The organism is Oceanisphaera sp. IT1-181, from assembly GCF_033807535.1.
GTDB lineage: Bacteria > Pseudomonadota > Gammaproteobacteria > Enterobacterales > Aeromonadaceae > Oceanimonas.
Genome location: NZ_CP136856.1, coordinates 53713 through 70591 on the forward strand (window position 1 = coordinate 53713; position 16879 = coordinate 70591).

The window sequence follows — 16879 nt, forward strand, 5'->3', positions numbered from 1 at the left end:
AAGCATTTTCACCCAACATGGATTTAAGTGAGATTGCTATGTCAACGAAAGCACCAAAACTAACGAACGTTTCAGATCAAAAGCCTAAGAAAATTAACCGTCGCGAAGTGCGCAGCCAAGCCCAAGAGTTTATCGATAACCTCAAAGGCGAACACTTTCCTAATTCTAAGCGCATTTTTATCCAAGGCTCACGCCCAGATATACAAGTGGCGATGCGCGAAATTCACTTGGCCGATAGCTTTAAAGGCGGCAGTGAAGAAAACCCCATTCTTGAGCCTAATGCGCCTGTACCTATCTATGACACCTCAGGCCCTTATGGCGACACAAGCGCCGAGCTTGATGTACGCCAAGGGTTGCCCCAGCTGCGCCGCCAGTGGATTTTGGACCGTGAAGATACGGTTGAATTGGCACAAGTGAGCTCTGAGTTTACCCAAGAGCGCATGGCCGATGATGGCCTGGATCACCTGCGTTTTGAGCAGATGCCCAAACCCCGCAAAGCCAAGTTAGGCCATTGCGTGACCCAAATGCATTATGCGCGCAAAGGCATTATCACGCCGGAAATGGAATATATCGCCATCCGTGAAAACATGGGTCGTGAGCGAGTGCGTGATGAAATGCTGCTGCAACAGCATAAGGGTGAAAGCTTTGGCGCCAACCTGCCGGAGAGTATTACTCCTGAGTTTGTGCGTAAAGAAGTAGCCGAAGGTCGCGCCATTATTCCGGCCAACATTAACCACGCCGAATCTGAGCCGATGATTATCGGGCGCAACTTCTTGGTTAAGATCAATGCCAACATCGGTAACTCGGCGGTAACTTCGTCGATTGAGGAAGAAGTAGAGAAGTTAGTGTGGGCCACTCGCTGGGGTGCCGATAACGTGATGGACCTGTCTACGGGCCGTAATATTCACGAGACTCGCGAGTGGATCTTGCGTAATAGCCCAGTACCCATAGGTACCGTCCCTATCTATCAGGCGTTGGAAAAAGTGAACGGCGTGGCCGAAGATCTTAACTGGGAAGTGTTTCGCGATACCTTGATTGAACAAGCCGAGCAGGGTGTGGACTACTTCACCATTCATGCCGGCGTCTTGCTGCGCTATGTGCCGATGACGGCCAAGCGCGTGACCGGCATCGTCTCCCGCGGCGGCTCTATTATGGCTAAATGGTGTTTATCCCATCATAAAGAAAGCTTCTTATATGAGCGTTTTCGCGATATTTGTGAGATCTGTGCCGCCTATGATGTGTCATTGTCACTCGGCGATGGCATGCGCCCGGGCTCCATTGCCGATGCCAACGATGAAGCGCAGTTCGCCGAATTATATACCTTGGGCGAGCTGACTAAAATTGCCTGGGAATACGATGTACAGGTGATGATTGAAGGCCCAGGTCACGTGCCGATGCACATGATCAAACGCAACATGGAAGAGCAATTAGAGCATTGTCATGAAGCGCCATTTTATACCTTAGGCCCGCTGACCACAGATATTGCGCCTGGCTATGACCACATTACCTCTGGCATAGGTGCGGCTTTGATTGGTTGGTACGGTTGCGCTATGTTGTGTTACGTCACACCAAAAGAGCACTTAGGTCTGCCCAATAAAGAAGATGTGAAGCAGGGGTTAATCACTTATAAGATAGCCGCCCATGCGGCTGACTTGGCCAAAGGCCATCCGGGTGCACAAATTCGTGATAACGCCATGTCGAAGGCCCGTTTTGAATTCCGTTGGGAAGACCAGTTTAATTTGGCCCTAGACCCACAAACGGCCCGCGATTATCACGACGAAGCTTTACCCCAAGAATCCGGAAAAGTGGCGCACTTTTGCTCTATGTGCGGCCCTAAATTCTGCTCGATGAAAATTACCCAAGAAGTACGTGAATATGCGGCCGCACAAGAAGCCATCGCCATTCAGATGGTGGATATTAATGGCAACCACGAAACCGTGATTGCAGGCATGGCGCAGATGTCAGAAGAATTTAAAAAGCGCGGCGGTGAGCTGTATCACCAAGCGGACAAATTGGAGAAAGAATTGTTATGACAAGACCCATAGTCTGGACCATTGCCGGTTCTGATTCGGGCGGCGGCGCTGGAATTCAGGCAGACTTGCACACCATTCACACACTGGGCGGCCACGGCTGCTCGGTTATTTCCGCCATTACCGCGCAAAATTCCGTTGCCGTATCCATGGTTGAGCCTGTGCTAATGCAGGCTTTTACCAGCCAATTAGTGTCATTGGCCACGGATATGCAGGCTAAAGCCATCAAGATTGGTTTGTTGCCCGGTGGTTTGCGTGCCGAGGTATTGGCCCGTTATCTGCGCGAATATCGCCGCCAGTGGCAGCCTTACGTAGTGCTGGATCCGGTGGCGATTGCCAGTACCGGCCAAGCCATGGCTGAGGCCAGCTTATTACCGGCCATCAAGCAGCATTTGCTGGCAGAAGTGGACTTAATCACCCCTAACGCCATCGAATTAGCAGTATTGTCGGGCATTACGCCCGACTCTGCGGCGAACGTGCGGGCAGGTGCTGCTGCGCTGCTAGAAATGGGTGCCCGTGCCGTATTGGTGAAAGGCGGTCATTTTGATTGGGCAGATAATCAAGCCATCGATTTTTATACGGACGGCGAGCGCGAGATTTGGCTGGCCAGCCCTAAAGTCGAGACGGTACATGGTCACGGAACTGGTTGCACTTTGTCCTCTGCTATCGCCACCGCCATCGCGCTGGATTACCCAATAGAAGATGCGCTGGTATTAGCCAAAGCCTATGTAAACCAAGGCTTAAAAGGTGCCGAAGCAATCGGTGCTGGCGCGGGCCCGGTGGCGCACTTAGGTTGGCCAACGGATCTGAATGACTTCCCAACGGTAGTAATGCCCGGTTCAGCTTTGGCCGAGCAGTTAGGCATTAGTGGCCCGCACCCTAAGGGTGAGTTTACTGCCATGGATACCCTGAAATTAGGGCTGTATCCGGTAGTGACCAGCATCACTTTGCTGGAGCAACTGCTGACTTGGGGTGTACGCACCTTACAGCTGCGCATCAAAGATAAAACCGACGACCAAGTAGAAGCCGATATTAAGGCCGCCGTTGAGCTGGGTCAGCGCTTTAACGCACGCCTATTTATTAACGACTACTGGCGCTTAGCTATTAAACATGGCGCTTATGGCGTGCATTTAGGCCAAGAAGACATCGAAATCGCCGATCTTGAAGCAATTCGTGCTGCCGGTATTAAGTTAGGTTTATCAACCCACGGTTATTACGAAATGCTGCGTGCCCGTGAGTTGAAACCGTCTTACTTGGCATTGGGGCATATCTTCCCTACCAAGACCAAAGACATGCCCTCGCGGCCACAAGGCTTAGAGCGCTTACATCGCTATGTAGCACTAATGGAAAAAGAGTTTCCATTAGTAGCTATTGGTGGCATTAGCCGTGATCGTGTGCCCTTAGTGGCCGAGACGGGCATTGGCAGCATAGCGCTGGTGACCGCCATTACCGAAGCCGATAATCCCGAAGCCGCGACCCGCGAGCTGCTGGCTCTGGTGGAGGGCTAATATGCTCAGCGACGACGAATTAACGGACGTTTATAGCCCGCAAACTGCGACCTGTACTTTGCTGACCTTGGTGGAGAATTACTATGCTCAGCGATGACGAATTAACGGACGTTTATAGCCCGCAAACTGCGACCTGTACTTTGCTGACCTTGGTGGAGAATTACTATGCTCAGCGATGACGAATTTATGCGCTATAGCCGGCACCTACTGCTGGAAGAAGTTGGCGAACAAGGTCAGTTGAAGCTGAAGCAGGCCTCTATCTTAGTGGTGGGGCTAGGTGGTTTAGGCTCGCCGGCGGTGCAATATTTGGCCGCGGCGGGCGTGGGCACCTTGTGGTTGGCTGACTTTGATCACATCGACGTCAGCAATCTACAGCGGCAAACGCTGTATGACATGGACAGTATCAAGCAAAGTAAGGCCGAAACTGCGCGGCTTAAGTTACAAAAACTTAATCCAGAAGTGGAGGTGATTGCCATCCATCAAAAGATGGATGAGCAAAGCCTGCCGGGCTTTGTGTCTGAAGTCGACTTGGTGCTGGATTGCACCGACAATATTTTGATCCGCCAGCAACTGAATGCGGCCTGTTATCAGGCGGGCAAGCCCTTGTTGGTGGGTGCGGCGATTCGCTTTGAAGGCCAATTGCTGGCGCTGGATCCTAAGCGCGACCATGGCTGTTATCGCTGCCTGTATGGCACCGATATTGGCGAGCAGCTGAACTGCAGCAACTCTGGGGTAATTGGCCCGGTAGTGGGCACCATTGGCATGCTACAAGCGCTGGAAGCCATTAAGTTCTTCACCGGCACCGGCACTGTGCCTTGGGGCGAGTTGAAACTGTTTGATGCCAAAAATCATAGTTGGCACGGCTTGCGGGTCCCTAAAGACCCTGCTTGTCCAGTATGTGGTGTAAAGAGGGAAGAGACATGATCAGGATAATATTAAATAACGACTCGCTGGAGTTGGCTGCAGGCACGACGCTGGCTCAGTTACTGCTGGAGCTTGAACAAAACAAGCCCGGTGTGGCGGTGGCACTTAATCAGCAGGTGGTGGCGCGCAGTCAATGGTCGGAACAGCAATTAGCGTCTAACGATAAAATCACCTTATTTCACGCCATAGCCGGAGGCTAACATGAGTCTTATTATTGCCAACAAAACCTTTAGTTCTCGTCTGTTTACCGGAACGGGCAAGTTTGCCAACGGCCAACAGATGAAAGACGCTTTTATTGCCAGTGGCACCGACTTGGTGACCATGGCGATGAAACGTCTGGATCTTAAAAATCATAGTGATGATATATTGCCGCCGCTGCTCGAGCTGGGTGTCAATTTGTTGCCCAATACCGCCGGTGCCAAAACGGTAGAAGAAGCCCTGTTTGCGGCGCGTCTGGCACGGGAAGCACTGGGTACCAACTGGTTGAAGCTGGAAGTGCACCCTGACCCCAAGTATCTGTTACCAGACCCGATAGAAACCCTGAAAGCGGCAGAAATACTGGTTAAAGAAGGCTTTATCGTATTGCCTTATTGCAGTGCCGATCCCGTGTTGTGCAAACGACTGGAAGAAGTCGGCTGTGCCGCCGTGATGCCGCTGGGCGCCCCCATTGGCACCAATAAAGGTCTGGTGACTCACGACTTTTTGCAGATTATCATCGAACAGGCCAATGTGCCGGTGGTGGTGGATGCAGGTCTTGGCGCACCTAGCCATGCCGCTTACGCCATGGAATTAGGTGCCGATGCTGTGTTGGTCAACACTGCCATTGCCACCGCTCGTGATCCTATTGCCATGGCCGAAGCCTTTAAGTTGGCGGTTATCTCTGGGCGCATGGCCTATCTAGCTGGGCTGGCAGGCAAAAGCCAGTACGCTCAAGCCACCAGTCCTCTGACCGACTTCCTGGATACGTTATGAGTTTTTTCGACGTATGGTCATCCATGGATTGGGATGACGTCAAGATGAGCATTTATGCCAAGCGGGCAAAAGATGTTGAGCTGGCGCTGGCCAAGCCCAAGCGCGACTTGCAGGACTTTATGGCGTTGATTTCGCCGGCGGCCGAGCCGTACTTGGAGCAAATGGCGCAGCAGTCTTATCAATTGACTCGCCAGCGCTTTGGTAGCACGGTCGGGTTTTATATTCCGTTGTATTTATCTAACCTGTGCGCCAACGACTGTACTTATTGCGGCTTTTCCATGAGCAACCGCATCAAGCGCAAGACTCTGAGTGCCGAAGAAATCGAACAGGAATGTCTGGCGATCAAGGCGATGGGCTTCGATACCGTGCTGCTGGTGACCGGTGAGCACGAAGGCAAAGTGGGGATGGAGTATTTCAAGCAGATGTTGCCCATCGTCAAGCGCCACTTCAGCTATGTGATGATGGAAGTGCAGCCCTTGTCCGAAGCCGAATATGCCGAGCTGCGCCAGTACGGGCTGGACAGCGTGATGGTATATCAGGAAACGTACCAGCATCTGACCTACGACGAGCACCATATTCGCGGCAAGAAAAAAGATTTTCGCTGGCGGCTAGAAACACCAGACCGACTGGGTAAGGCGGGGATCGACAAAATTGGTCTGGGCGCCTTGTTCGGGTTGGAAGACTGGCGCGCCGATAGCTTTTATGTGGCGGCCCATTTACGGTATCTGCAAAAGCAGTACTGGCAGACTCGCTATTCGGTGTCGTTTCCGCGTTTGCGCCCCTGCGAAGGCGGCCTAGTGCCCAAGTCGCTGATGAGCGATCGTCAGCTGGTGCAGCTGATTTGTGCCTATCGGCTGTTTGATAATGAGCTGGAACTCAGCCTGTCGACCCGAGAAGCGCAGGCGTTTCGTGACAAGGTGATCCCGCTCGGTATCACCAGCATTAGTGCCGGCTCCAAGACTCAACCGGGCGGTTATGTCGAAAACGTCAAGGCAGAGCTGGAGCAGTTTGAAATTGACGACGACCGCAGCCCGGCCGAGGTGGCCAAGGCCTTGGTGGCTACAGGTTTACAACCAGTCTGGACTGACTGGGATAACAGCTACTCCGCCAGCCGTTAATCATCAGCGGGAGCCCTATTGCGAGCTCCCGCTGCTTACCCGCTCCCCCTCTCCACGGTTACCATGCCGCCCAAAATAGACCGGCGCTCAGCAGTAACAAGTACAGATGAATAAAGAAGACGTTTAGCCCCAGGTAAGAGGTTAGCGCATGCCTATTGCTGTGTTGGCGAATCACCCCGGGGATTAACTTGATCAGTACGCCTGCGGACAGCAGTGCCACCAAAGCATGGTTAGGCAGCCAGGCTAGACTCACCCCCAAGAGCAGTAAACCGAGCGCAACAAGATGCAATATACTAAAAATAATCGCGCAAGGCTCCAAGCCAAGCAGGATAGGATAATTGCGTCTGCCTACTTGCCGATCGGCGGTGACATCGGGAAATTGATTCAGCAATAACAGATTGCTGACCAGCAAAGAGACGATAACAGCCAGCAACCAAGCACCGGCCACCAAAGACTGTTGCAACACCCAAATTGCGCCCAAAGTCATGAGCAAACCAAAGCCGATACCTGGCGCCACCAAGCATACCAAGGGTGAACGATTAATGTATTGGGTATAGGTGTAGATAATAAGTACCCCGGGTAAGCCAATCCAGAGCAAAGGCCAGCCATAACGGCTGATCAGTATTAATCCCGCTACCATAACGATACTTAAGCTGAGCCAAGCTAAAAACAAGGTCAACTTAGCTTGTTGCGGGTGGGCGACGAGCGTGCCGCTGCCACCGCTAAAAGGAGTTTTGGTTGTTAAAAAATCCAGCCCAGAGCGAAAATCAAAATACTCGTTAAAGGCGTTAACGCTAATGTGCGCAGGGAGGGCGACCATCAGCACCAAAACGAGATCAAGCCACTGCAATACGGCACCTTGATACAGGCTAAATGCCAGTGCGAGCAGCATACAAGCCAAGGTCAAGGTTAGAAAATTAATGCGGGACACACCCAGTAATATTTTTAGCATCCAATGCCCTCTTTTTGGCGCACTATACCCCGTTGCCACAGCCGGATATTGACCTGACACAAAGCCGTCCCAAATAAAGCGACACGAGTGTCTATTACGCCTATGTTCCGTGACATATTTCGTCCTTACTATGCATGGCAGCATGGCGTTAGTCGAATAGAGTGGTTAAGCTGACAATGAGAGTCATAACGTAAGGGGTAGGGCTAAGGTGAATAATACACACAGCAAGGTGATCGGCTACGTCCTGTGGATTTTTGGTTTTATGGGCGCTCATCGTTTTTACTACGGTCGTCCCATTAGTGGCGTGCTGTACTTCTTTACGCTTGGCCTGTTTTTTGTCGGCTGGATTGTGGATTTATTCTTGATCCCCAGCATGGACAGGGATGCGGATGATCGTTACGCCAAAGGGCCCACCGATTATAATATCACTTGGGTGTTGATGACCTTTCTCGGCATCTTTGGTGCGCATCGACTGTATATGGGCAAGTGGGTGACGGCTATTATTTGGTTTTTCACCGGCGGCCTATTCTTGGTCGGTTTTCTTTATGATTTTTGTACCTTGAACAGCCAAATCGACGAAGTTAATCGTAAGTCACGCCGTTTTTAGTTAAATTCTAGTAAGAGGTGAGGTGTAAAGCGTGAGGCGTAATCAAGCTCGCGCTCTGTTTGCGCCTTACCTCTCTTTTCACTTCACTCCTCACCGGCGTTAAAGCATTGAGTCCAACGGCAGATGGCCAAAAATCCAAGCTTTTAAGCGTATCCAGCGGCCGGCTTCGGGCTCGCTATCGCGACTGATAATAGTGGCAGGCGTAGTCGACTCATCCAACCAAATTAGCTGCTCCGACGGACCCCACCAGCGCTCGGCGGTCGTCAAATCCAAGCGCCATGCATGAGCAGGTAACTCTTCTAAGAACGCCTGGCTAGCATAATCGGCCAGCTTTTCGCTATAAATCAACACGCCAATTTCGGTATTCAAGTTAATGGAACGCGGATCCATATTCATGGAGCCGACGAACAGCGTATCTCGGTCAAAAATCATGGTTTTGGCGTGCAGGCTGGCTTTAGACGAACTGGACAGGCTGCGATTGCGCTGGCCCTTTATTTTTATTTTAGCCGTGGGTTGCAGCTCCCATAACTCCACTCCGGCTTCGATCAACGCCTTGCGATAACTGGCGTAGCCGGAGTGCACTAAGGGCACGTCATTGGCGGCAAGCGAGTTGGTGAGAATAGTGATCTTGGCGCCGGATTCCACCCAGTCGGCAAAATTTTTCACGCCCTCATCTTCAGGAATAAAGTAGGGCGATACGATTAATGCTTCGCTATGTACCTTATCCAGCAAAGCGATAAGGGCCGGTGCCATATGGCCGGTATCATCTTTAGTTGAGTTAAGAATTTTGTCGGGATCATCAAAAATAAGGCTGTACTCTGCCCAGTGCAACTCAAGCTCCCCGTGCTTTAGCTCTTCTACCAATCGCAAAGACTCTAAGCGCGCCAGATAAGCGAGACTGCGCTGGTTTTTGCTGGTGTCCGCTAATTGTCTACGTATCGCCGGTAAAGCTAAAGGGTGGGCGGCGCGTTCTAACTGCTGGATCGGAATTGATAATTTATGATTCCAATACTGATCGAAAGCCCCTGATACTTCCTGTGCAAACTTGCCCACGCCCAATACGTCCAAATCTGCAAAGTTAACGTATTCGTCGGCGGCAAAGTAGGTGTTACCGATATTACGACCACCAATAATAGCTGCCTGATTATCGGCAATAAACGACTTATTGTGCATGCGCCGATTGACCCGCGAGAAGCGGAATAAAAAATCGATATAAGGCATGGCGCGGTTGGAGAAGGGGTTAAATAGTCGAATGGAAATATTAGGATGCTGGATCAGCGCGCTGAACAGTTTTTCTTGGCCGTCGTGACCAAAATCATCCAATAGCATGCGTACTCTTACGCCGCGATCCGCTGCGCGCAACAAATAGTGGGTAAACAACTTGGCGGTGGCATCGTCGTGATACAAGTAATATTGCACATCCAAAGTCTGCTCCGCTGCCTCTATTAACAGCAAGCGCGTGACGAAGGCATCCAAGCCATTACCCAGTAAGTGAAAGCCTGAGGGAGCCTGATGGCGCAATGCTTCTTTGGCAATACCTTGGCCAAGACGCGTATTTTTCGTGTTGCTGAGCGCAAAGGTGGCAGGGCTGTATCCCTGCGCTTGGGTACTACAGCCAGAGAGTGCAGTACTCAGCAGCAGTACTAGGCTAATGGAGATCAGAGTAAGAGAAGCTTTCATAGGCGCATCTAGCTGGCAGAGAGAATGAGCTCAGTATAGCCAGCGTGCACGGATAACACTGCAGATCTGCACCCAATTTGGGGATCAGAAAAGGGCAGCTGCACATCGAGTGCGCAAGTGGCGCGGCGTCAGTACGGCTGGCTGCTTATTCAAGAGTAATTAAAGAAGGGTTCGCTATTTATTCTCCTAGCGTCAACACTCAAAGCGGTGTACTGCTGCTCTCAGAGGCCAATCAATGCTGCGTATAACCATAAGCTTCCAGAGACGGCCAGCATCTGTATCCCGATAAAAATTCGTATAACGAGTGGGGGAATATTCAAATGAATGTTGATACTAAAACGAAACTGAGCCGCACCACCATTTTCTTGCACTGGCTGCTGGCGATCATGGTGCTGGTGATGCTTGCGGTAGGCGTGATCATGGCCGAGGCAGAAATATACAGTTTGTATCCGTGGCATAAATCTTTTGGTCAGCTGATCTTTCTGATTGTGCTGGTGCAAGCTGTCCGCCGCCTGAAAAACGGTTGGCCTGAGCCGGTCAGTACCTACTCGCATGTTGAGCGTGTACTCGCCCGCAGCGTGCATTATCTACTGTTAGTCGGCGTATTACTGATGCCAGTGTTTGGCTTTTTGATGTCCGCATTAGGGGGCAATGGCGTGGCTTTCTTTGGTGTGCAGCTGGTTGCGAGAAATCCAGATCCGGCCAATTTAAGTAAAGTGATCCCGCTGAATGGGCCACTGGCGGACCTTATGCTAGCGGCGCACGGTATCTTGGGCTACCTGCTGATTTTGGCAGTGGTGCTGCATATCTTGGGCGCGTTCAAGCACCACTTGATTGATAAAGACGGGACCTTGCGCCGTATGCTAGGCGATAAGGTTTAGGTCTAAGATCCACGTTGTACGCCTTACGCCGTAAAGCGTACCTCTGTCCTTCAAAGCAAAGACTCCAGTGGTAGGTGACCAAATACCCAGGCCCTAAAACGGCTCCAACGGCTGGCCTGCGGCTCGGTTTGGTAGTGCATTATGGTCTCAGGATTAGACTTATCACTCCACTGCAGCTGATGGCGAGACCCTTCCTGTTTATTCGTCTCTAACCGCCAAGCGTGCTCAGGCAGTTCAGCTAAAAAAATCTTACTGGCAAATTCCGCTATCGCGGAACTGTGGATCAAGACGCCAATTTCGGTGTTGAGGTTAAGGGATCGAGGATCCAGATTAAGCGAGCCGACAAATAGGATTTTACGGTCAAAAATCATGGTTTTGGCATGTAAGCTGGCTTTAGAAGAGCTGGGTAAGCCCCGGGAACGTCTGCTTTTTCTGGCTTTTTTACTGTCGGGCTGCAACTCCCATAACTGCACGCCGGCGTTAAGCAGTGCTGGGCGATAGCGTGCATAACCTGCGTGCACCATTGGCACGTCGTTGGCTGCGAGCGAGTTGGTTAAGACAGTGACCTTGGCGCCCGCCGCTACCCAACTGGCAAAGGTGGCCACGCCATTATCCCCAGGAATAAAATAGGGCGACACCAGCAGCGCTTCTGTGGTGACCTCTTGCCATAGACAGTCTAAGGTTGGCGCCAAATGACCGCGCGTATCGGAGCAGTGATTGAGCAATTTATCCGGATGGTCATACACCAATTGTGACTTTGCCCAATATAACTCCAGTTCGCCTTTCTTTAGCCGCTCTACCAGCTCTAAATCTGCCAAGCGCGCTAAATATGCACGGCTGATTTTGCTGTGGCGGCGGACCGCTAATTTTCGGCGTACGCCTGCTAAAGACAGCTTAATGGTTCTGCGCTGCAGATCCTGCACCGGCACCGCTAGGCTGTGCTGCCAATATAAGTCGAAGACAGTACTCACCTCGGTGGCGAATTGGCCCACACCGAGCACATCTAAGTCGGTAAAGTTGGTGTACTCATCGGCAGAAAAGTAGGTGTTGCCGATATTACGGCCGCCAATAATGGCGGCTTGGGTATCGGCAATAAACGATTTGTTGTGCATGCGCCGCTGCACTTTGGAAAAGCGCGTTAAAAAGTCTAAATAAGGTAGCTTGCGATTAGCAAAGGGATTAAATAAGCGAATCGAAATATTAGGGTGCTCAACCAGCGCGCGCAACAAACGCTCTTGGCCGTAATGGCCAAAGTCGTCGAGTAAGAGACGTACTCTCACACCCCGATCGGCGGCGCGCACCAGATAATGGGTAAACAGCTTAGAAGTGGCGTCTTTGTGAAACAGATAATACTGCACGTCTAGGGTCTGGTCGGCGGCTTCCATTAACGATAGGCGCGTCACAAATGCATCTAAGCCATTGCTCAGTAAGTAAAAGCCCGACGACCCTTGATGATCTTCTGCCTCGTTAATAATGCCTTGGCCGAGTCGGGTATATTTGCTTTCTCTAGGCTCAAAAGGGGCGGGGATCGGCGCGCAGACCGGTCTTGGGAAGCCAGTAAGCCGAGTGCAGAGTAATAAAAACTTGGCAAAGTAATGAGTCATGGCGTGTCTACGTGGCGAATGCAAAGTGGGATTAAGTATAAGCAGTCTGTACTATTAAAGATAAGGGCTGGCGCCTGTTTAGTGCAATGAGAATCGACCTCAAGCCACTACTACCGCGCACTCATCATTCATGTAAGCAAACACTTACCTCTGCAGAATTTTCTGCTAATACTAGGCTAATTATCGCACTATTTATTCGTCTGCTAAGGCTCGGGTTGTGAACATTTGTTGCTAAAATAAACTGGTTCATCTGGCTACTTTTAGCGCAAATTTCCTTTTTTGTTTGTAAATCAACAGGTAATTCCTTTAGTATGATAAGGTTATTGCATTAAAGGAGATTATCTTGAAGCAGCAGAAAATAGCGATACTAGGCGCAGGCCCGAGTGGTTTGGCGCAGTTAAGAGCGTTTGAGGCGGCACGCCAAGCAGGGGTACAAAACCTGCCGGAAGTCGTCTGTTATGAGAAACAAAATGATATTGGCGGCATGTGGAATTACACCTGGCGCACGGGTTTAGATAAAAATGGCGAGCCAGTTCATGGCAGCATGTACCGGTATTTATGGTCGAACGGTCCCAAAGAATGCTTAGAGTTTGCAGATTACTCTTTTGATGAGCATTTTGGTCAGGCCATTCCTTCCTATCCGCCGCGTGCCGTGCTTAAAGACTACATTATGGGTCGAATCGATAAGCAGGCCATTTTTAAATACATCCGTTTCGAGTGTCCAGTGCGTTGGGTGACTTATGACGAAAGCAGCAAAATGTTTACTGTTACCGTCATGAATCATAAAACTGGTGAGCAAGAAACCAATGAGTTTGATTATGTCGTCGTGGCCACCGGTCATTTCTCTACGCCAAATATGCCGTACTTTGAAGGTTTGGAGCAGTTCCCTGGCCGAGTGCTGCATGCGCACGACTTTAGAGATGCGCTGGAATATGAAAATCAGAACGTATTGCTAGTGGGCGCCAGCTACTCGGCAGAAGACATCGGTTCGCAGTGCTTTAAGTACGGCGCTAAGTCGGTCACCATTAGTTATCGCTCTAACCCTATCGGATTTGATTGGCCAGAAGGCATGGCAGAGCGACCGCTGCTGACTCACCTTGAAGGCGATATCGGCCATTTTGCTGACGGCACCAGCAAGCAGTTTGATTCGATAGTGATGTGCACCGGTTATTTGTTCCACTTCCCGTTTATGCCCGATGAGCTGCGCTTGCAGACCCATAACTGTCTGTATCCGGATAATTTGTATAAAGGTATTTTCTTCCAGCCCAACCCTAAATTAATTTATTTAGGCATGCAGGATCAGTACTACACCTTTAACATGTTTGATGCTCAAGCTTGGTATGCGCGCGATGTGATGCTGGGCAAGCTAGCCTTGCCAGAAGCTGAGGCCCGCCAGCAAGACATGCAAGCTTGGTTAGCTCGCCATGAGCAACTAAACGGCTGTCATGACTCGATTGATTTTCAGGCGAGCTATATTCGTGACCTGCTTGGCCCCACCGACTATCCCGATTTTGCGGTGGAAGAGCAGGGTGAATTATTTAAGCAGTGGCTGCAGGACAAAGAAGAAAACATCATGGCATTTAGAGAGAAATCTTATACCTCTACCGTGACGGGCACTTTGGCAACTCAGTTGCCTGCCCCTTGGTTAGAAATTAAGGATGACTCGTTAGAAAGCTTTATGTCGTTGGATTTTATTGAGAGTAATACGCTAGATAAAATCGACTAATTGTCTGCCTAACTGACCATTACTGAAAAAGCCTGCCCTACATAAAAGTGTGGGGCAGGCTTTTTTGATCGCTAAAACAGCGGAAAACTAAGCTATACGCCGTAAGCCTTACGCTATGCAACAAAGATAGACCACTACCCCTTCGATCCATGATTTTACGGCGTGCGGCTTAAAGCGTATGGCTGTCCTTTAGTGCCGCCCTAAATTCCCGGTATTGCGTTTGAGCTTGTTTGGCTGTGCATATGCCCAATCGCACTTTTTGGCCCGGTTGGCATTGAGCTAATCGCGCGCAGGCTAACGGCGTCAGCGTGCCCAAGCGCGGATAACCGCCAATCGTTTGGCGGTCGTTAAGCAAGATAATGGGTTGGCCGTTAGGTGGCACCTGTACCGCGCCCAGTGTGAGGCCCTCTGAGATCAAACTTTCAATGTTGCAGTGCAATATTGGGCCTTGCAGGCGGATCCCCATACGATCCGATCGAGGATCCACGCGCCAAGGCTGATTAAAGGCTTGGATCAGGCTGTGATCGTTAAAAAATCGAAACTGGGCGCCAGGGATCATCATCAGTGTGGCTGCTTCCCGGTAATGAGGTAGCGCGCCAATGGGGAGCTGACACCGAGGTATAAAATCGGCTACATGGCTACTAGAAAAAGCCCTGCTAGCAAAAGCGAGCGTGTCGCCGGCCGCTAATTTGCTGCCATCGCCCAGATGACCACCGAGTTGATCACGCATCACACAAGCTACGCTGCCTAGAACGGGTTTTGCGATAAAGCCACCGGCCACGGCTAAATAGGCACGCACGCCGCACTTGGCCATGCCGAGTTGGAGCTCGTCGCCGGCGGCGAGCGTAAACGATTGGTTGTTGGCCAAGGGTTGGCCATTAACGCGGGGCTGCATATCTGCGCCACATAAAGCCAAGTGGCATCTTTGTTCGGCTCTTAGGGTGAGTCCGCCTAAGGTAATTTCTAATGCAGGGCTACCCCAGTTATTACCCAGCAGCCAATTGGCCCAGCCCCAAGCTTGCAGATCTGCCGGCCCACCTTGGCTAATGCCTAAGTGACGCACGCCAACGCGTCCTGCATCTTGCAAGGTGCTTAAAGGTCCGGGCTTGATGACGGTTAGCAAACCCTGCATTAATAGGCCTCCTTGGCGATAGGCGTGGTATCGCCGCCTAAATGCTCAAACTGGGCTTTTGTGACCGGTACAAAGCGTACCTTATTACCCACTTGTAGCAGGCTTAAGCTGGGCCTTTGTAAATCAAATAATTGAGTCGGCGTACGGCCAAGTAAATTCCAACCACCCGGCGAGGCGTTGGGATAGGCGGCAGTTTGGCGGCCAGCAATGGCCACACTGCCGGCAGGCACTTGCGCTCTTGGCTGTGTGAGGCGCGGCAATTCAAGCTGGGCGGGTAAGCTGCCCATAAAAGCAAAGCCGGGCGCAAAACCCAGCGCAAATACTCGATACACAGGCTGGCTGTGCAGCTCAATTAAGGCGGAGATTTCCAGTCCTGTATGCTGACTTAAACGCGCCAGCTCTGGGCCAACACTTAGGTGATACCAAACCGGCAGCTCGATAATGGCGGTGTCGTCGTCAGCGTGCAGATTGGGCGCCAGCTCACGCAGCACTTGCTGTAATAAGCGCCGCGCCTGTGCATGGTCTAGCTGCAAAGCGTCAAACTGCACCAAGACGGTGGTGTAGGAAGGCACTATATCTACGAGCTGTTCGCCAAACGCCTGCTTGCATGCACTGACCAAAGCGGTAATCCAGCCCATATTGCGCTCGTCTATGGCATCAAATAACCGCACCAGCCAAGCATCCATGCCGGCATTTTCGAGGCGAGGTAAGGGGATCACGCTCTTATTCACGCAATACCATCCAGCAGCTGGCGGATAGCTGCTACGGCGGCGATGGACTCAGGGTTGTCGCCGTGTACACACAAAGTATCGGCCGCTAACAACAGGGCGCTGCCATCACGGGCGGTTAACGGCTCTGCCATAATGAGACGTCTGGCTTGCTCGACGATTTGCTCAGGCGAGCTAAGTACGGCACCGGGCTGCTGGCGCGAGACTAAAAAGCCCGCATTGTCGTAGGCGCGATCTGCAAAGGCTTCAAACCATAGCTGTAAACCAAAAGACTGGGCCAGATCTAGGGCTGCTTGGTTATCCGCTTTGGCCATTAGCATAAGTGGCAAGCTAGCATCATAACGCGCTACTGCTTGCATCACGGCCGCCAGCTTTTCTGGCTCGCGCATCATGTCGTTATACAAAGCGCCGTGGGGCTTAACGTAGCTGACTTGGGTGCCCTCGGCACGACACAGGCCGTCCAACGCGCCGAGCTGATAGAGCACCATGTTTTCTATCTCAGCGGGCGAACAGGCTAATGAACGACGGCCAAAGCCGACTAAATCTGGATAGGCCGGATGGGCGCCAATTTTTACTTGATGATCGTGAGCTAAGCGCACGGTGCGGCGCATGGTATCGGGATCTGAGGCATGAAAGCCGCAGGCGATATTGGCCAAATCAATAAAGGGCAGCACGGCTTCATCTTGGCCTAATTGCCAAGCGCCAAAGCTCTCACCCAGATCTGCATTTAGCAATAATTTCGCCATCCCACTTCTCCCCATAAAAATATCATTGCAACACCGTTAACAATAACTCGCTATCTTACCTTGAGTGCAGCGGCTAAACATCCGTTGGCAAAGCGTGTGCAATAAAGGTGCTCATAATGCGCCTTATTTACCCGAAGTCTGTGGCTGAAAATATTAAATAGTCTTGCCAGCCTCGTTTTTGTGCTTATGATATGCGTTCATTTTAACCAAGAGGTCCGGCCAAACACCGGTGTACCCTATGGATTGCTCGCGAAGTTGCTTGCACCACGCT

At 51.2% G+C, this 16879-nt stretch carries 15 protein-coding genes; 9 read left to right on the top strand and 6 right to left on the bottom strand.

All coding sequences use genetic code 11. From position 1 onward, the window contains the following. Positions 1-38: 38 nt before the first annotated feature. The 6 genes from thiC to thiH all read left to right on the top strand — a co-directional run bounded on the left by thiC (position 39) and on the right by thiH (position 6552). Complete coding sequence (thiC, locus tag R0134_RS00195; RefSeq protein WP_319782928.1) at positions 39-2033, top strand: phosphomethylpyrimidine synthase ThiC; 1995 nt, start codon at positions 39-41, stop codon at positions 2031-2033. Beyond that, positions 2030-3538, top strand: coding sequence for a thiamine phosphate synthase (gene thiE, locus R0134_RS00200; protein ID WP_319782929.1), 1509 nt, complete (start codon positions 2030-2032; stop codon positions 3536-3538). Before thiC ends, thiE begins: the two co-directional genes overlap by 4 nt. Before the next feature lie 165 nt (positions 3539-3703). Further along, entirely contained in the window at positions 3704-4462 is a 759-nt protein-coding gene (locus R0134_RS00205; protein WP_319782930.1) for a molybdopterin-synthase adenylyltransferase MoeB, read from the top strand. Further along, positions 4459-4662: a sulfur carrier protein ThiS gene (gene thiS, locus R0134_RS00210; RefSeq protein WP_319782931.1), complete on the top strand. Its 204-nt coding sequence runs from the start codon at positions 4459-4461 to the stop codon at positions 4660-4662. Before R0134_RS00205 ends, thiS begins: the two co-directional genes overlap by 4 nt. A gap of 1 nt (position 4663) precedes the next feature. After that, complete coding sequence (locus R0134_RS00215) at positions 4664-5434, top strand: thiazole synthase (protein WP_319782932.1); 771 nt, start codon at positions 4664-4666, stop codon at positions 5432-5434. Beyond that, positions 5431-6552 carry a 2-iminoacetate synthase ThiH gene (thiH, locus tag R0134_RS00220; RefSeq protein WP_319782933.1) on the top strand — a complete coding sequence of 374 codons (1122 nt, stop codon included), beginning with the start codon at positions 5431-5433 and terminating at the stop codon, positions 6550-6552. The genes R0134_RS00215 and thiH overlap by 4 nt, the downstream gene beginning before the upstream one ends. A gap of 58 nt (positions 6553-6610) precedes the next feature. Here thiH and R0134_RS00225 read toward each other — a convergent pair whose 3' ends face one another. Continuing rightward, positions 6611-7504 (bottom strand): prenyltransferase, encoded by an 894-nt coding sequence (locus R0134_RS00225; RefSeq protein WP_319782934.1) that lies wholly within the window; start codon positions 7502-7504, stop codon positions 6611-6613. Between the two features lie 208 nt (positions 7505-7712). Between R0134_RS00225 and R0134_RS00230 the strand changes: the two genes are divergently transcribed. Then, positions 7713-8111 (top strand): TM2 domain-containing protein, encoded by a 399-nt coding sequence (locus R0134_RS00230; RefSeq protein ID WP_319782935.1) that lies wholly within the window; start codon positions 7713-7715, stop codon positions 8109-8111. A gap of 99 nt (positions 8112-8210) precedes the next feature. Here R0134_RS00230 and R0134_RS00235 read toward each other — a convergent pair whose 3' ends face one another. After that, positions 8211-9791, bottom strand: a complete 1581-nt coding sequence (locus R0134_RS00235; RefSeq protein ID WP_319782936.1) for a phospholipase D family protein — start codon at positions 9789-9791, stop codon at positions 8211-8213. A gap of 320 nt (positions 9792-10111) precedes the next feature. Between R0134_RS00235 and R0134_RS00240 the strand changes: the two genes are divergently transcribed. Further along, entirely contained in the window at positions 10112-10672 is a 561-nt protein-coding gene (locus R0134_RS00240) for a cytochrome b (protein WP_319782937.1), read from the top strand. Positions 10673-10722: 50 nt separating this feature from the next. Here the strand turns inward: R0134_RS00240 and R0134_RS00245 are convergent, their stop codons facing one another. Continuing rightward, positions 10723-12276 (bottom strand): phospholipase D family protein, encoded by a 1554-nt coding sequence (locus R0134_RS00245; protein ID WP_319782938.1) that lies wholly within the window; start codon positions 12274-12276, stop codon positions 10723-10725. A gap of 343 nt (positions 12277-12619) precedes the next feature. On the opposite strand from R0134_RS00245, the gene R0134_RS00250 reads away from it, so the two are divergent. Further along, complete coding sequence (locus R0134_RS00250; protein ID WP_319782939.1) at positions 12620-14002, top strand: NAD(P)/FAD-dependent oxidoreductase; 1383 nt, start codon at positions 12620-12622, stop codon at positions 14000-14002. Between the two features lie 169 nt (positions 14003-14171). On the opposite strand, the gene R0134_RS00255 is transcribed toward R0134_RS00250, so the two are convergent. Genes R0134_RS00255 through R0134_RS00265 form a run of 3 tightly spaced genes read right to left on the bottom strand, consistent with a single transcriptional unit; the run spans position 14172 to position 16608 of the window. After that, positions 14172-15134 (bottom strand): biotin-dependent carboxyltransferase family protein, encoded by a 963-nt coding sequence (locus tag R0134_RS00255; RefSeq protein ID WP_319782940.1) that lies wholly within the window; start codon positions 15132-15134, stop codon positions 14172-14174. Further along, positions 15134-15865 carry a 5-oxoprolinase subunit PxpB gene (gene pxpB / locus R0134_RS00260; RefSeq protein WP_319782941.1) on the bottom strand — a complete coding sequence of 244 codons (732 nt, stop codon included), beginning with the start codon at positions 15863-15865 and terminating at the stop codon, positions 15134-15136. Before pxpB ends, R0134_RS00255 begins: the two co-directional genes overlap by 1 nt. After that, positions 15862-16608: a 5-oxoprolinase subunit PxpA gene (locus tag R0134_RS00265; RefSeq protein WP_319782942.1), complete on the bottom strand. Its 747-nt coding sequence runs from the start codon at positions 16606-16608 to the stop codon at positions 15862-15864. Before R0134_RS00265 ends, pxpB begins: the two co-directional genes overlap by 4 nt. Positions 16609-16879: the final 271 nt, after the last annotated feature.

What these genes read in the sequence shown, in the direction of transcription:
- R0134_RS00225 (WP_319782934.1), bottom strand. Translation starts at nt 7,504, where the DNA reads ATGCTAAAAATATTACTGGGTGTGTCCCGCATTAATTTTCTAACCTTG.
- thiC (WP_319782928.1), top strand. Translation starts at nt 39, where the DNA reads ATGTCAACGAAAGCACCAAAACTAACGAACGTTTCAGATCAAAAGCCT.
- R0134_RS00240 (WP_319782937.1), top strand. Translation starts at nt 10,112, where the DNA reads ATGAATGTTGATACTAAAACGAAACTGAGCCGCACCACCATTTTCTTG.
- R0134_RS00235 (WP_319782936.1), bottom strand. Translation starts at nt 9,791, where the DNA reads ATGAAAGCTTCTCTTACTCTGATCTCCATTAGCCTAGTACTGCTGCTG.
- R0134_RS00245 (WP_319782938.1), bottom strand. Translation starts at nt 12,276, where the DNA reads ATGACTCATTACTTTGCCAAGTTTTTATTACTCTGCACTCGGCTTACT.
- thiH (WP_319782933.1), top strand. Translation starts at nt 5,431, where the DNA reads ATGAGTTTTTTCGACGTATGGTCATCCATGGATTGGGATGACGTCAAG.
- R0134_RS00205 (WP_319782930.1), top strand. Translation starts at nt 3,704, where the DNA reads ATGCTCAGCGATGACGAATTTATGCGCTATAGCCGGCACCTACTGCTG.
- R0134_RS00255 (WP_319782940.1), bottom strand. Translation starts at nt 15,134, where the DNA reads ATGCAGGGTTTGCTAACCGTCATCAAGCCCGGACCTTTAAGCACCTTG.
- R0134_RS00265 (WP_319782942.1), bottom strand. Translation starts at nt 16,608, where the DNA reads ATGGCGAAATTATTGCTAAATGCAGATCTGGGTGAGAGCTTTGGCGCT.
- thiE (WP_319782929.1), top strand. Translation starts at nt 2,030, where the DNA reads ATGACAAGACCCATAGTCTGGACCATTGCCGGTTCTGATTCGGGCGGC.
- thiS (WP_319782931.1), top strand. Translation starts at nt 4,459, where the DNA reads ATGATCAGGATAATATTAAATAACGACTCGCTGGAGTTGGCTGCAGGC.
- R0134_RS00215 (WP_319782932.1), top strand. Translation starts at nt 4,664, where the DNA reads ATGAGTCTTATTATTGCCAACAAAACCTTTAGTTCTCGTCTGTTTACC.